The organism is Pseudoalteromonas sp. TB64, from assembly GCF_000498095.1.
Lineage (GTDB): Bacteria > Pseudomonadota > Gammaproteobacteria > Enterobacterales > Alteromonadaceae > Pseudoalteromonas.
The window spans coordinates 1-13852 of record NZ_AUTQ01000047.1 but is presented as its reverse complement, the minus strand read 5'-3'; the positions used below and the strand labels follow the sequence as shown (position 1 = coordinate 13852).

The 13852-nt window shown below is 39.9% G+C and carries 11 protein-coding genes; 3 read left to right on the top strand and 8 right to left on the bottom strand.

Annotated elements, in window-relative coordinates:
* Positions 1–58: 58 nt before the first annotated feature.
* The 3 genes from L647_RS0101440 to L647_RS0101430 all read right to left on the bottom strand — a co-directional run bounded on the left by L647_RS0101440 (position 59) and on the right by L647_RS0101430 (position 4084).
* Positions 59–673 (bottom strand): YigZ family protein, encoded by a 615-nt coding sequence (locus L647_RS0101440; RefSeq protein WP_024609617.1) that lies wholly within the window; start codon positions 671–673, stop codon positions 59–61.
* A gap of 86 nt (positions 674–759) precedes the next feature.
* Entirely contained in the window at positions 760–2082 is a 1323-nt protein-coding gene (gene pepQ, locus L647_RS0101435; protein WP_024609616.1) for a Xaa-Pro dipeptidase, read from the bottom strand.
* A 115-nt stretch (positions 2083–2197) separates the two neighbouring features.
* The gene (locus tag L647_RS0101430) at positions 2198–4084 is read right to left on the bottom strand and encodes a transglycosylase SLT domain-containing protein (protein WP_024609615.1); all 1887 of its coding nucleotides are present in this window, start codon (positions 4082–4084) and stop codon (positions 2198–2200) included.
* A 193-nt stretch (positions 4085–4277) separates the two neighbouring features.
* On the opposite strand from L647_RS0101430, the gene fadB reads away from it, so the two are divergent.
* The 3 genes from fadB (at position 4278) to tusA (ending at position 8169) form a co-directional block, all read left to right on the top strand.
* Complete coding sequence (gene fadB / locus L647_RS0101425) at positions 4278–6437, top strand: fatty acid oxidation complex subunit alpha FadB (protein ID WP_024609614.1); 2160 nt, start codon at positions 4278–4280, stop codon at positions 6435–6437.
* 4 nt (positions 6438–6441) lie between these two features.
* Positions 6442–7611, top strand: a complete 1170-nt coding sequence (fadA, locus tag L647_RS0101420) for an acetyl-CoA C-acyltransferase FadA (protein WP_007584192.1) — start codon at positions 6442–6444, stop codon at positions 7609–7611.
* Between the two features lie 318 nt (positions 7612–7929).
* The gene (gene tusA, locus L647_RS0101415) at positions 7930–8169 is read left to right on the top strand and encodes a sulfurtransferase TusA (RefSeq protein ID WP_007377644.1); all 240 of its coding nucleotides are present in this window, start codon (positions 7930–7932) and stop codon (positions 8167–8169) included.
* Between the two features lie 62 nt (positions 8170–8231).
* On the opposite strand, the gene L647_RS0101410 is transcribed toward tusA, so the two are convergent.
* From L647_RS0101410 to L647_RS0101390, 5 genes are all read right to left on the bottom strand, one after another.
* On the bottom strand, positions 8232–8756 hold the full coding sequence (locus L647_RS0101410; protein WP_024609613.1) for a transposase: 525 nt from the start codon (positions 8754–8756) through the stop codon (positions 8232–8234).
* A 317-nt stretch (positions 8757–9073) separates the two neighbouring features.
* Entirely contained in the window at positions 9074–9523 is a 450-nt protein-coding gene (locus L647_RS0101405; RefSeq protein WP_024609612.1) for a hypothetical protein, read from the bottom strand.
* 74 nt (positions 9524–9597) lie between these two features.
* Positions 9598–11667, bottom strand: a complete 2070-nt coding sequence (gene glyS, locus L647_RS0101400; protein WP_024609611.1) for a glycine--tRNA ligase subunit beta — start codon at positions 11665–11667, stop codon at positions 9598–9600.
* 2 nt (positions 11668–11669) lie between these two features.
* Positions 11670–12572, bottom strand: coding sequence for a glycine--tRNA ligase subunit alpha (gene glyQ / locus L647_RS0101395; protein WP_024609610.1), 903 nt, complete (start codon positions 12570–12572; stop codon positions 11670–11672).
* A 142-nt stretch (positions 12573–12714) separates the two neighbouring features.
* Positions 12715–13852, bottom strand: a 1138-nt coding sequence (locus tag L647_RS0101390) for a toprim domain-containing protein (protein WP_024609609.1), incomplete at its 5' end; no start/stop codon positions are given.

The following is a 13852-nucleotide window of genomic DNA, read 5'->3' as shown; positions in this document are numbered from 1 at the left end:
GTTGTATCAACCAGATCAAATAGAGTGAGTATGCATAACATGCAATTTGTGTAGGTTATTACTCTTTAATAGTTAACTCAACTGCGCCGTGACTTAAATCAAAAATATCTTTTATTGCCTGCTGTGCTTGGCGACTATCAATAGTGATCTCCCATTTAATATTAGCAGTAAATTGCTTCTCAATATTAAGTACTTGATAGTTGGTTTTTAGTAGCTGCTCAATAGCACCTTGCATGCTGTACTCGCTACTTCCTGTAATTTCAACACTGGGTACTTTAAGCACTGTTTGCATATTTACTAATGCATTATTTAACGAGCCACCGTAGGCACGCACTAATCCACCTGTGCCTAGTTTTATACCGCCAAAGTAACGTGTAACTACAGCTGTTATTTCACCAAGCCCCGAACCCACCAGCACATTTAACATGGGTTTTCCTGCGGTGCCATTTGGCTCACCATCATCCGAAAAACCATAAACATGACTACCACCTGGATTACCAGCTACATGTGCCCAGCAATTATGGCGGGCATCGCCATACTTTTCTTCAATGTTTTTAATAAATGCTTTAGCTGAATTTAAATCGGGGGTATGTGCAATGTGAACTATAAACGTACTTTTTTTAATTTCTTCTTGATGAAAAACATCAGCAGCAGGATATTTATATTCAGACATATTAAAAGCTCAATTAAAAATGGGGCCTAAAGGCCCCGTTCATATGCATATTTTAACGTTTATTCGCTAACACGTCTTTATAGAAATTAATCGAGCGCTAAATTACGCGTCATATTCTCTAAGCTATCTTCGTGAACAATAATGTTGTCTTCAATACGAATACCGCCAAATGGTTTAAATGACTCAACCTTTTCCCAATTAATAAATTGCTTATTATCGGTTTGCGCTAAATCGTTAAGTAGTGAATCAATAAAATATAAACCTGGCTCAATAGTAAATACTTGGTTTTTTTCAATCAAGCGAGTACAACGCAAAAATGGATGACCTTCAGGCGATGGTTGATGTGTGCCCTTTTCGTCACTCATAAAACCGCCCATATCGTGTACTTGTAAACCAAGATGATGCCCTAGCCCATGTGGGAAGAAAGTAGAGGTAATTTTACGCTCAACAATTTCCTCAGCGGGTAAGTTAACAATTTTGAAGTCACTCAGTATTTGTGCGATACGGTTATGGCATTCAACGTGTAAATCACCATAAAGCATACCCGGCTTTAAACCTTTACCTAGTTCGATTTGTTGAACCGTCATCGCTTGTACAAGTTCAGCAAACTCACCCTGCTTTTTAAAATCGTAGGTACGTGTAATATCAGCAGCATAACCATTAAAGTTTGCACCGGCATCAATTAAAAATGAGTTATGAGTGTGTGGCGCTTTTGGATCAAAGTGCGTGTAATGCAAAATAGCGCAGTTTTCGTTAAGTGCAACTATATTGCCATACGGCATTTCATTTTCACTTTGACGTGTTGCCATTAAGTACGCTTGCTGAATATCGAACTCGCTACCACCATTAAAAAATGTGTCACGTGCGGCTTTATGCCCATCTACTGCAATACGGTTAGCGTTGCGTAAACATTCAAGTTCGTACTGCGTTTTATAAGCGCGGTGGTAATGAAAATAGTTAAGTACAGGCTCAGGGTTCATAATACTAAAGCCAAGTGCTTGCGCTACTTCAATGTACTCACCCATATAAGCGTATTTAGCTTTGTCGTATGGTAATAATTTTTCAACTTGATCAGGCTGAAGTAATAGCTCTATATCAAAGTACTCAGCCCAAAAATCACGAGGCTCATCTGGCACTTTATGCCAAAAATCAACTGGTCGATAAAATATTAGTTTTGGTTTGTCGCTACCATTTACCACAATCCAGCAATGGGGATTATCAATAACCGGTAACCACGCTTTAAACTGTGGATTAACTTTAAATGGATAATACATATCATCTAAAAACTGGCGCTTAGCTTGGCCTGAGTGAATAACTAATCCTTCTAACCCTTCGCTACTACAAATTGTACGAGTACGCTGTTGCAGTGTTGCAATATGTTCGGCGTATAAAACGGCTAATTTATCCATTGTTAATCCATCTGTTAAATTTAACTTGCTCTGAGTCTACCACTTATATGCTAAGCGCTCAAAAAAGGGGATATCTAAACGCATTAGATATCCCCCTACTTTAAACTGATGTTTACTAACCGCCCATTTTCATTTCCAGTAGCGGTGCTAGTATATTTCCTTCTCTACCCATTCTAGTGTGATAGACCTGTCTATACGCAAAAACATTTTTTACGTAATCGCGAGTTTCACGATAAGGAATAAGCTCTACCCACAATTCAGCTGGTATAGCCTCATCTGGTAACCAACGTTTTACCCTATGATAGCCTGCATTATATGATGCAGTAGCCAGCACTTCGTTACCGTGGTTTTTCTTTTTTAAATACTGTAAATAACTAGTACCTAATCTTATGTTGGTTTTGGGCTCATACAAACGGCTACTAGTTACACTTCCTTTATTTACATACTCCGCTGTACTTGGTAATAACTGCATTAAACCACGGGCATTAGCATGCGAACGTACATCTGGTGCAAATGAGCTTTCTCTTCGAGCAATTGCGATGCTCCATGCAACATCTATTTTACTGCGCTTGCTGTAACGCTCAAATAAGTCTTTAAACGCAAACGGAAAACGAAGTTCTACGTAATCCCATGCTTTAATTTTTGCTAACGTAAAAATAGTGCTGTCGTGCCAACCTAAATCTGTAGAGATTGTTGATGCAGCTAATTTTTCATCAGCACTCGATGTATTAGTTAAATAATTCCATTCTCGACGCGCTGAAGTAAAGCGCTCCATCTCATAAAGTGCTTTTGCACGCTTAAAGCCTGGGGCATTACTTACTTTATCTACGAGCGCTTGATCAACTATTAAAGGCTTATTATTTAAATCAACCGGAAGCCCTAAGCGTGCGGCAGCTAAAAAGCCGTAATAATCACGATTAGCAGCGACTACTTTCCAAATTTCATCTGCTTTTTGTTGCTCACCACGTTTTGCATAGCTATAAGCTAACCAATATTGCTGACCAAGACTAAGATTATCTTTGCCCGTAAAAAACGCAGCAATACCTTCCCAATCTTGGGTTTTAAGCATATTGCCTAACTGCCACTGTATGAGCTTGCTGTCTAACCGCTCTTTAGGTACTTTGTTTAACCAAAAGCCTGCTTGTTTATGTCCGCTAGAGGCAAGCGATAATGCAAATGTGTAATAAACGTCTGCTTTATCTTCATCGCTATATTTAAATATTTTTTCTAACTTTTCCCACGCTTTTAATGCAAGCTCTTTATCGCGCCACACTAAGCGTTTAACACCATAAATAGCTATTTGACCTTCTTTAGCAGACTTATTTTTATATCGATACAAACCAGCCGATGCGCTTGGGTCTTTACGAACCTTTAAATATAAATCAGCTAAGTAACCTTCATTCTTTGGCAATAATGTTTTTAAATATGGTAATAAACTTTGTGTACCGCCTTCAGCGGCTAAGGTTATGCGTTTCCACACAGTATCTTCTTTCATGTAACCTTTTTTACGCCACAATGAAAAAATAGCATCGCACTCTTCTGGTTGCGATTTACCTACAGCCCACAAATCCGTTACCTGATTAAATATTGCTTTTTCAGGCGCGCCTAAATCTAATTGAAAGTCTAAATAAGTACATGTTAGCTCAGCATTAGACGTTTCGCGGTAATTGCGAATATAGGCTGCTTTTTTATTTGTTTTTTCTAAATACTGTAGCCAAGCTTTACGCACAGGCCACTCGAGTGGTGTATGCTGATAAACCGTTAAATAATCTTCTATCTCTGCCTGATACTTAATATCGGGATTACGTTGCCAGTATGTTTTTTCAACATAAGGTTTTAATGGATGCTCAAGCCCGCTCACTGCTTCTTTAAAGTCTTGATAGTCACCGTATCGCACTTTTTTTTCAGCATCTAAAAATGCATCGTTGTCGATAGCCGCCTCGGCAGAATAAAGAGGAAATATAAATGCAGCTGCCACAACGTTTAATAAATATTTTTTCATAATGTCCTTTAATAAAAAATTAAAGCGATGAGTAAAAACTTTTCAACCACCTTAGCACCAAACCAGCTATATTTTAAACAGCCGATTGTAACCGAGTTAATTTTTTCGTTGCATTTTTAATTTAAAGCAAGCACACTGATTGAAATGCAAACTCATCGTACCAGTCTTAGTTCGTCAACTAGGGAGAATAATAATGTTATATAAAAGCGATTCCTTTGAAGTTAGTTTCATAAAGGAAAACATCGCCGAGTTTAAGTTTTGTGTTGCAGGTTCTGTAAACACATTATCTCAAAAAACTCTTTCAGATTGCGCAGCAGCATTAAAAGAATTAGCCGCCAATACTGATATCAAAGGCATGATTTTTACCAGCGATAAAGACCACTTTATTATTGGTGCAGATATCTTCGAATTTTTACCTACATTTACTAAACCTGAAGAAGAATTAGTAGTGTGGATCAAAAACGCAACTGATGTTTTTGATGCAATCGAAGACTTACCATTCCCAACTCTAAGCGCCATAAACGGTATGGCACTTGGCGGTGGTTGTGAGTGGGCACTTGCTACCGATTATCGCGTAGCAAGCGAAACAGCTAAAATGGGCTTACCAGAAGTTAAGCTTGGCATAATGCCAGGGTTTGGTGGCACAGTGCGCTTACCACGTATCATTGGCGCCGATAACGCAATGATGTGGATTACCTCAGGCGCAGAAAATCGCGCTGCAGATGCCCTTAAAGTAGGTGCGTTTGACGCAGTAGTTAGTGCTGACAAACTTTTAGAGTCAAGTGTATCAACACTTGAGCTAGCAATTGCAGGCAAGCTAGATTGGCAAGCAAAACGCAACGTAAAACTACAGCCACTTAAATTAAACCGTGTTGAGCAAGGCATGAGCTTTGCTATGGCAGAAGGTATGGTAATGGGTAAAACCAAAGGCCACTATCCTGCACCGGTTATGGCAGTACGTACTATTAAAGCAGCGGCAAACTGTACTCGCGATGAAGCAATGGCAATCGAAAACGCTAACTTTGCTAAATTAGCACGTACACCAGAAGCAGCTGCACAAACAGGTATATTCCTAGCTGATCAATACATTAAAGGTAAAGCACGTAAATTTGCTAAACAAAGCGATGTAGAAATTAAACAAGCCGCTGTATTAGGTGCTGGTATTATGGGCGGTGGTATTGCATACCAGTCAGCTTATAAAGGCACACCTATTATAATGAAAGACATCCAACAAGATGCGCTTGATTTAGGTATGGGTGAAGCCTCTAAGTTATTAGGTGCAAAAGTTAAGCGTGGCCACATGCCAATGGAAAAAATGCTTGCCACTCTTAGCAAAATTAAACCAACACTTAACGCGTCAGACCTACAAAGTGCCAACATTATTGTTGAAGCCGTTGTAGAAAACCCTAAAGTTAAGCAAGCAGTACTCGCTGATCTTGAAAAGAGCATGCCAGAAGGCACTGTACTTACTTCAAACACATCAACTATTTGTATTGATTTATTAGCAGAAGCACTCGATAAACCAGAAAACTTCTGTGGTATGCACTTTTTCAATCCAGTGCCAAAAATGCCATTAGTAGAAATTATCCGTGGTGCTAAAACGTCAGATAAAACAATTAATGCAGTAGTTGATTACGCGCTTAAATTAGGTAAATCGCCAATTGTTGTTAACGATTGCCCAGGCTTCTTTGTAAACCGTGTTTTATTCCCTTACTTTGCAGGTTTTAGCAAATTAGTGGTTGAAGGCGCTAACTTTGCAAAAGTAGATAAAGTAATGGAAAACGTATTTGGCTGGCCTATGGGTCCGGCTTACCTACTTGATGTTGTAGGTATTGATACAGCGTTCCATTGTACTGGCGTAATGGCCGACGGTTTCCCTGAACGTATGGCGCGTGCTGATAAAGACCCTGTGACTATTTTTGCCAACGAAAAACGTTTTGGTCAAAAGAACAAAGCCGGTTTTTACAAATACGAAACAGATCGTCGCGGTCGTCTTAAAAAGTCTCATGACGAGACAGCAGTTGAGCTACTAAGCCCAATTACAGACGCACCAAAAGAATTTGATAAACAAGAAATCATCGACCGTTGTATGATTCCAATGATCAACGAAGTGCTACTGTGTTTGCAAGAAGGCATTGTTGCCTCTGCGCAAGAAGCAGATATGGCATTAGTTTACGGTGTTGGTTTCCCTCCATTTAGAGGCGGCGCGTTCCGTTACTTAGATCAAACTGGTTTAGCTAACTTTGTTGCAGCAGCAGACAAATACGCTCACCTAGGTGCGATTTACCAAGTATCTGAGCAAACTCGCAAGTGGGCCGAAGAAGGTCGTGTTTTCTATAAGGTGGAAGGTTAATATCATGAATAATCCAGTAATTGTAGATTGTATCCGCACACCAATGGGTCGCTCTAAAAGTGGTGTATTCAAACATAAACGTGCTGAAGACTTAAGCGCACATTTAATGAAAGGCTTACTTGATCGCAACCCAGCAGTTGATCCAGCATCAATTGACGATATTTATTGGGGTTGTGTACAGCAAACATTAGAACAAGGTTTTAACGTAGCACGTAACGCAGCATTACTTGCCGGTATTCCACACAGCGTACCAGCTGTAACGGTTAACCGTTTATGTGGCTCGTCTATGCAAGCATTGCATGACGCAGCACGCGCAATAATGACAGGCGCTGGCGACACTTACCTAATTGGTGGTGTTGAGCACATGGGTCACGTACCTATGACTCACGGTAACGACTTTCATCCAGGTCTAGCAACAACTATTGCACAAGCATCGGGCTCAATGGGTTTAACAGCAGAATACCTTGCTACGCTTCATGGCATTAGTCGTGAGCAACAAGATGAATTTGCTTATCGCTCACATCAACGTGCACAAGCTGCAACTGTTGAAGGCCGCTTCCGTCGTGAAATTTTAGCAATGGAAGGTCACGCAGCAGATGGTTCGCTTATCTTAGTTGAAGACGACGAAGTAATACGCCCAGAAACAACAGTAGAAGGCTTATCAAAGCTTCGCCCTGTATTTAATCCTGCATCGGGTACGGTAACAGCCGGTACTTCTTCTGCACTTTCTGACGGCGCATCTGCAATGTTAGTAATGAGCGAAGAAAAAGCAAAAGAACTTGGCTTACCAATTCGTGCACGTATTAAAGCAATGGCTGTCGCTGGTTGCGATCCATCAATTATGGGTTACGGCCCAGTACCAGCAAGTAAAAAAGCACTTGCACAAGCCGGTATTACAATTGATGACTTAGGTGTAGTAGAACTTAACGAAGCCTTTGCAGCTCAATCATTACCTGTAATGAAAGATTTAGGTTTAATGGATGTTGTTGACGAAAAAGTGAATTTAAATGGCGGCGCAATCGCACTTGGTCACCCACTGGGTTGTTCGGGTTCGCGTATTAGCACATCGCTTATTCACTTGATGGAAGACAAAAATGTACGATACGGTTTAGCAACTATGTGTATTGGTTTAGGCCAAGGCATTGCAACTGTATTTGAACGTGTTCAAGACTAATTAGTTTAAACATGTAAAACCATCTTGGTGATTAAAAAGGCGAACTGATTTTATTCAGTTCGCCTTTTTTATTAGCTTCAATTTAGCAAAAATTATCCGTTATAAAACCAGTATGTAGTACTACGGAATTATGTGATCGGGCGTATTATTAAATAACGTATTTTGCAGTAATAAAGTTTCAAATAAAATGAACATATTGAGGTAAGTAAAATAGTTAAATTACGCTCAAAATTGCGCTAAACTACCAAACTTATTAATTGCTATACCCTAAGCACTCGCGTACGCAGCAATCACTTTAATTAAACAGGTCAATTTATTATGAGCTTTGATAATCCCGATCACCAATTAGATGCCATAGGTCTTCGCTGCCCAGAGCCAGTAATGATGGTACGTGCTGCTATTCGTAAAATGAGTGATGGTGAAACGTTATTAATAACTGCAGATGACCCATCAACAACTCGCGACATTCCGAGCTTTTGTACGTTTATGGATCACACGCTGGTGGCTAAAGATGCAGAAGAAGCACCGTATAGGTATGTGGTAAAGAAAGGTTTATAAACTGATGTAGGTTGGGTTGAGTTTTACGAAACCCAACGTATCTTATAATAATCGAAATAATTTCACTCATCGTATATATCGTTTAACTTATTATCACTCCCCCAGTTACTCGGTAATTTTGAATCTTTGACATATCGATGAAAACTCGAAAAAGGCCAATTACTGACTTTAGAAACATATTTATGTTTTACAGGGTTGTAGTGGATATAATTAATATGGTTATTTAAGTCTTCTTCATCTCTAATTTTATGCTCCCAATAACGACGCTGCCAAATCCCGCGCTCTCCCTTCGCTATTCGACTTTTATTACAAAATTCTGTTGTTGGAAACTCTCGAGAAAAACCTGATTTTATAAGCCGCCAACGCATTGCGTAATTATTATCGCCTTTTGGTAATTGCCAAATAACATGAAGGTGATCGGGCATGATAACGATTGCAATCGTCTTTATTGGATGCTTTTTTGCCACCTTTGAATATACACGACGTAATAAATCTATATTTTCCACGAGCAAATGCTGAGATCTATCTTCTAAATTTACCGTAAAAAAATAACATGCGCCCGCCTCTAACATACGTTTATAACGCATATTTTTACCTATAAAATAAACAGATAAATAAGAGTATAGATTAGTTTTGTTAATTATAATCAAGGCAAGTTTAAGTCAAACTTATCCACGATATTGTTGCATACTTATAAAACTTGTTTCTGGCGTAGGTTGGGTTGAGTTTTACGAAACCCAACGTATTTAATAACCACCAAAATAGTTTTATTCGCCACACATGTTGGGTTTCGCTTCACTCTACCCAACCTACGAAATCCCCTTGGTGTTAATGCTGAATAAACACTACAACGTCCTTGTCAAAAATCCATTAATTCACTCGTGCAGCTTTAAAACTACCGCTATCACTTCTTCGTTATCGTCACTTGTGGTCTGTCGTAGTCGCTGTAATCAATGCTTACTATGTACGTGCCTTTTATTGCTGGCGTATAACTAAAGTAGTTATAAATAGTATTACAGTCTGCAACAGCTGGCTGACCAAGCGTTAAACTTTGACTTTCTGGATAGTCATCACTGTAACCACAGTTATAGCCTTCGCTAAAATCGGCATCCGCTATTTTAAATTCATATACTTTACCAGGGCTAGAAAATTTAACTTCGGCTTGATAAAGCGCAGGACCAACTGATGTGAACTGATACTGAGGCTCTGCATCCCACAGTGTAAAATCGCCACGTAGGTAAATTGTGCGATCGAGTTCTTGTTGTGGTAATACATCGTTAATCGAAATTTGGCTAGTACATGCTGTAAGTAAACCGGCAATTGCTAAAGTTAAAATTCGTTTCATGGAGATCATCAAATGGTGTCCTTTGCATACAGTGAAAACTAAAAAGCCAGCAAAACGCTGGCTTTTAAAATTACTAATCGGTGTTATTTTTGTAAAACAGAAATATCTGCAATACCTAAAAACAATCCGCTTAGCTGGCTTAAAAGCGCAAGACGATTTTGCTTAACTGCTTCATCGTCGGCCATAACCATTACGTTGTCAAAAAAGTTATCAACACTTTCACGAATACCCGCCAATTGACTTAATGCTTCTTGGTAGTTTCCATCTGCGTAAAGTGGTGCAAGGTCAGTCGCAAATTTTGCTACTTGTGATGCCAATACTTTTTCAGCGTCGTCGCTTAATAAGCTCTCATCAACATTACCTTGGCTGGTGATGTCGTTTTTAGCCAGAATATTGCCTACACGCTTATTAGCTGCTGCAAGCGCTTCTGCTGCGTCTAATGTGCGGAAGTGGCTTACGGCTTTAACACGGCGATCAAAATCAACAGGTTTAGTCGGACGACGTGCAAGCACAGCTTGAATTACGTCTACTTCAATACCTTCATCTTGATACCAAGCACGAAAGCGCCCTAGCATAAATTCAAATACGTCAGTTGATACATTTAAGTTAGTTAGCTTGTCGCCAAACAATGTTTGTGATTTAGCTACTAAGTCTAAAATATCAAGTGGTAGCTCTTTTTCTACCATGATACGAAGTGCACCAATGGCAGCACGACGAAGAGCAAATGGGTCTTTGTCACCTTTAGGTGCTTGACCTATACCAAAAATACCCACCAACGTGTCAAACTTATCAGCAATCGCTACTGCGCAGCTAATTAAGTTTGTAGGTAAGTTATCGCCTGAAAAGCGTGGCATGTACTGCTCGTTTTGCGCTACGGCTACATCTTCGGCTTCACCATCGTGGCGAGCGTAATGCATTCCCATTACACCTTGCACATCGGTAAATTCCATTACCATTTCAGTCATTAAGTCTGTTTTACTTAATAAGCCTGCACGCTGCGCTAACACTTTATCAGCACCTAATTGCTCAGCAATGTAACCCGCAAGTTCACTAATACGCTCAGACTTATCTTTAAGCGTACCAAGTTGCTTTTGGAACAATACGCTATCAAGTGACTCTAGTCGGCTTTCTAATGTTTTCTTTTTATCGGTCTCAAAGAAAAATTGTGCATCGGCTAAACGCGGGCGCACTACTTTTTCGTTACCAGAAATAACCACACTGGGATCTTTACTCTCGATGTTAGATACAAACAAAAACTTATTTAAAAGTTTGCCGTTTTGATCTAATAACGGAAAGTATTTTTGATCGTCTTTCATGGTGTAAATTAACGCTTCGGCTGGTACATCTAAAAATGCTTCTTCAAATGTTGCCGTTAAAGTAACTGGCCACTCTACAAGTGATGTTACTTCTTCTAGTAAATCTTCATCCATAGCAACAACAGCGTTAACTGCTTTTGCAGCGTCTTCTATTTGCGTACGAATTTGTGCTTTACGTTGTTCGTAATCAGCAATAACGTAAGCAGATTTAAGTACGTCAAAAACGTCATCTGCATGGTTAATGCTAATTTTTTCTGGGTGATGAAAACGATGACCTTGAAGCTGGTTAGTTATTTGCTTACCAAGAATTTCGCCTTCAAGTAATTCGTCACCAAACAAAATAGTTACCGTATGCACTGGTCGAATAAATTGTGTTTTATTCGCGCCCCAACGCATTGGTTTAGGTATTGGCAATTTGGCTAGCGCTTTAGTAATTGCACCTGTCATTAACGCTTTGGTTTCTTGCCCTGCTACTTTAGCAATGTGCAATAACCATGCGCCTTTGTCAGTTTCGAGTGTTTGTGCATCTTTTACTTCAATTCCACAACCACGTGCCCAACCCATTGCTGCTTTTGTTGGGTTACCGTCACCGTCAAATGCTGCTTTAGTTGCTGGACCGCGTTTTTCAACTTCTTTGTCTTGTTGCTTAGCTTCAAGCGCTTTTACTTGTAAACCTAAACGACGAGGCGATGCATACCAGCTTACGCCTTGATGCGCTAACTCTAGTGTTTCTAGCTCTGCAGTTAGGTTTGCAGCAAAGGCTTCTGCTAATTTACGCAGTGCTTTTGGAGGCAACTCTTCTGTGCCAATTTCTACTAATAAATTTTGTGCTGACATACTTACTTATCCTTACACAGCGGGAAACCAAGCGCTTCGCGTTTGTCATAGTAACTTTGTGCACACGCTTTTGATAACGCACGAACGCGTAAAATATAACGTTGACGTTCGGTTACCGATATTGCGTGGCGCGCGTCTAGCAAGTTAAATGCATGCGATGCTTTCATTACTTGCTCGTAAGCCGGTAGTGGTAAGTTTGCTTCAATTAACTTTTGGCTCTCTGCTTCACATTTATCAAACTGAGCAAATAAATCATCTACGTTTGCGTGTTCAAAGTTATAAGTAGATTGCTCTACTTCATTTTGATGGAACACGTCGCCGTATGTTACGCGCCCTAGTGGACCGTCTGCCCATACTAAGTCGTAAATACTATCTACGCCCTGAATGTACATTGCTAAACGTTCTAGACCGTAAGTAATCTCACCCGTTACTGGTGAACACTCTATACCGCCAACTTGTTGAAAGTAGGTAAACTGCGTTATTTCCATGCCGTTTAACCAAATTTCCCAACCTAAGCCCCACGCACCTAACGTAGGTGATTCCCAGTTGTCTTCTACAAAGCGAACTTCGTGAGTTAGTGTATCGATACCCATAGCCGCTAAAGAGCCTAAATAAAGCTCTTGGATGTTATCTGGCGATGGCTTTAAAACTACCTGAAATTGGTAATAGTGTTGTAAGCGATTTGGATTTTCACCGTAGCGACCATCGGTAGGACGACGACACGGTTGCACGTATGCACTCGCCATTGGCTCTGGACCAATAGACTTTAAAAATGTTTGCGGGTGAAATGTCCCTGCGCCCACTTCCATATCAAGTGGTTGAATAATGACACAGCCTTGCTGTGCCCAATAATCCTGTAAAGCCAGGATCAAACCTTGAAAGGTTTTTACGTCATATTTTTGCATATTTGGCTTTTTACTATCTGAGAAGTAGCGTGAAAATTACCCTTAGTATACCTTGTGCACACTCAGGTTTTAAGCAGTTTGTGTAATTGAAGAAAATAAAAAAGGAGCCATTAGGCTCCTTTTCTGATCTAAGTATTAATTTTTAAACGTCTAGGTTAACTACACGTAATGCGTTAGTTTCAATAAACTCACGACGAGGCTCTACTTGATCCCCCATTAAGGTCGCAAATAATTGATCCGCGCCTACAGCATCTTCAATCGTTACTTGTAACATACGGCGTGCATCCGGATCCATTGTCGTTTCCCAAAGCTGGCTTGGGTTCATTTCACCCAGTCCTTTATAACGTTGAATATATAGACCACGTTTAGACTCAGCGATCAACCATTCTAAAGCATCCACAAAGTTATCAACAGGAAGTGTTTTCTCTCCACGTTGAATATAAGCGCCTTCAGTAATGATATTTGCAATGTTAACACCAGTTGCAGCAATACGTTGGTAATCACGTGATGCAATAAAGTCATAACTAAGTACATGCGATTTATCTACACCGTGCTGACGGATATTCACAACTGGGTAGTATAAGTTACGCTCTGTATCATGCTGTGTTTCAGCTTTAAAAATAGTCGCATCTTCATCACGAGCAACTAAGTCATCTACTAATTCTTTAGTCCAAGCAATTACTTTAGCTTCATCTGAAAGGTCTTCTTTTTTCAGCTCGCTTTGGTAAATTAAACGCTCCATTACCGTATTAGGGTATTTACGTTTTAAACGCTCGATTACTTTAACTGTGTTTTGGTAATCGTGTACTATTTTCTCTAACGCTTCACCTTCAACAGCTGACGCATCAGTACTTGTGTACAATGCTGCATTATTAAGTGCAAGCGATGTTAGGTATTCAACAAGCGCTGGGTCATCTTTAATATAGCGCTCTTGTTTACCCTTTTTCACTTTATAAAGTGGTGGTTGAGCAATATAAATATATCCACGCTCAACAATTTCAGGCATTTGGCGATAAAAGAACGTTAGTAGTAATGTACGAATATGAGAACCATCCACGTCCGCATCGGTCATGATGATGATACGATGATAGCGTAGTTTTTCAGGATTATATTCGTCACGACCTATACCGCAACCTAATGCAGTAATTAGCGTTGCTACCTCTTGCGAAGATAACATTTTATCAAAACGTGCTTTTTCTACGTTTAATATTTTACCTTTAAGCGGAAGTATTGCTTGGTTTTTACGGTTACGTCCCTGCTTGGCTGATCCGCCAGCAGAG

Bases quoted from the DNA above. Each gene is read 5' to 3' on its own strand.
- fadB (WP_024609614.1), top strand. From the start codon at position 4,278: ATGTTATATAAAAGCGATTCCTTTGAAGTTAGTTTCATAAAGGAAAAC.
- tusA (WP_007377644.1), top strand. From the start codon at position 7,930: ATGAGCTTTGATAATCCCGATCACCAATTAGATGCCATAGGTCTTCGC.
- pepQ (WP_024609616.1), bottom strand. From the start codon at position 2,082: ATGGATAAATTAGCCGTTTTATACGCCGAACATATTGCAACACTGCAA.
- fadA (WP_007584192.1), top strand. From the start codon at position 6,442: ATGAATAATCCAGTAATTGTAGATTGTATCCGCACACCAATGGGTCGC.
- glyS (WP_024609611.1), bottom strand. From the start codon at position 11,667: ATGTCAGCACAAAATTTATTAGTAGAAATTGGCACAGAAGAGTTGCCT.
- L647_RS0101405 (WP_024609612.1), bottom strand. From the start codon at position 9,523: ATGATCTCCATGAAACGAATTTTAACTTTAGCAATTGCCGGTTTACTT.
- L647_RS0101430 (WP_024609615.1), bottom strand. From the start codon at position 4,084: ATGAAAAAATATTTATTAAACGTTGTGGCAGCTGCATTTATATTTCCT.
- L647_RS0101410 (WP_024609613.1), bottom strand. From the start codon at position 8,756: ATGCGTTATAAACGTATGTTAGAGGCGGGCGCATGTTATTTTTTTACG.
- glyQ (WP_024609610.1), bottom strand. From the start codon at position 12,572: ATGCAAAAATATGACGTAAAAACCTTTCAAGGTTTGATCCTGGCTTTA.
- L647_RS0101440 (WP_024609617.1), bottom strand. From the start codon at position 673: ATGTCTGAATATAAATATCCTGCTGCTGATGTTTTTCATCAAGAAGAA.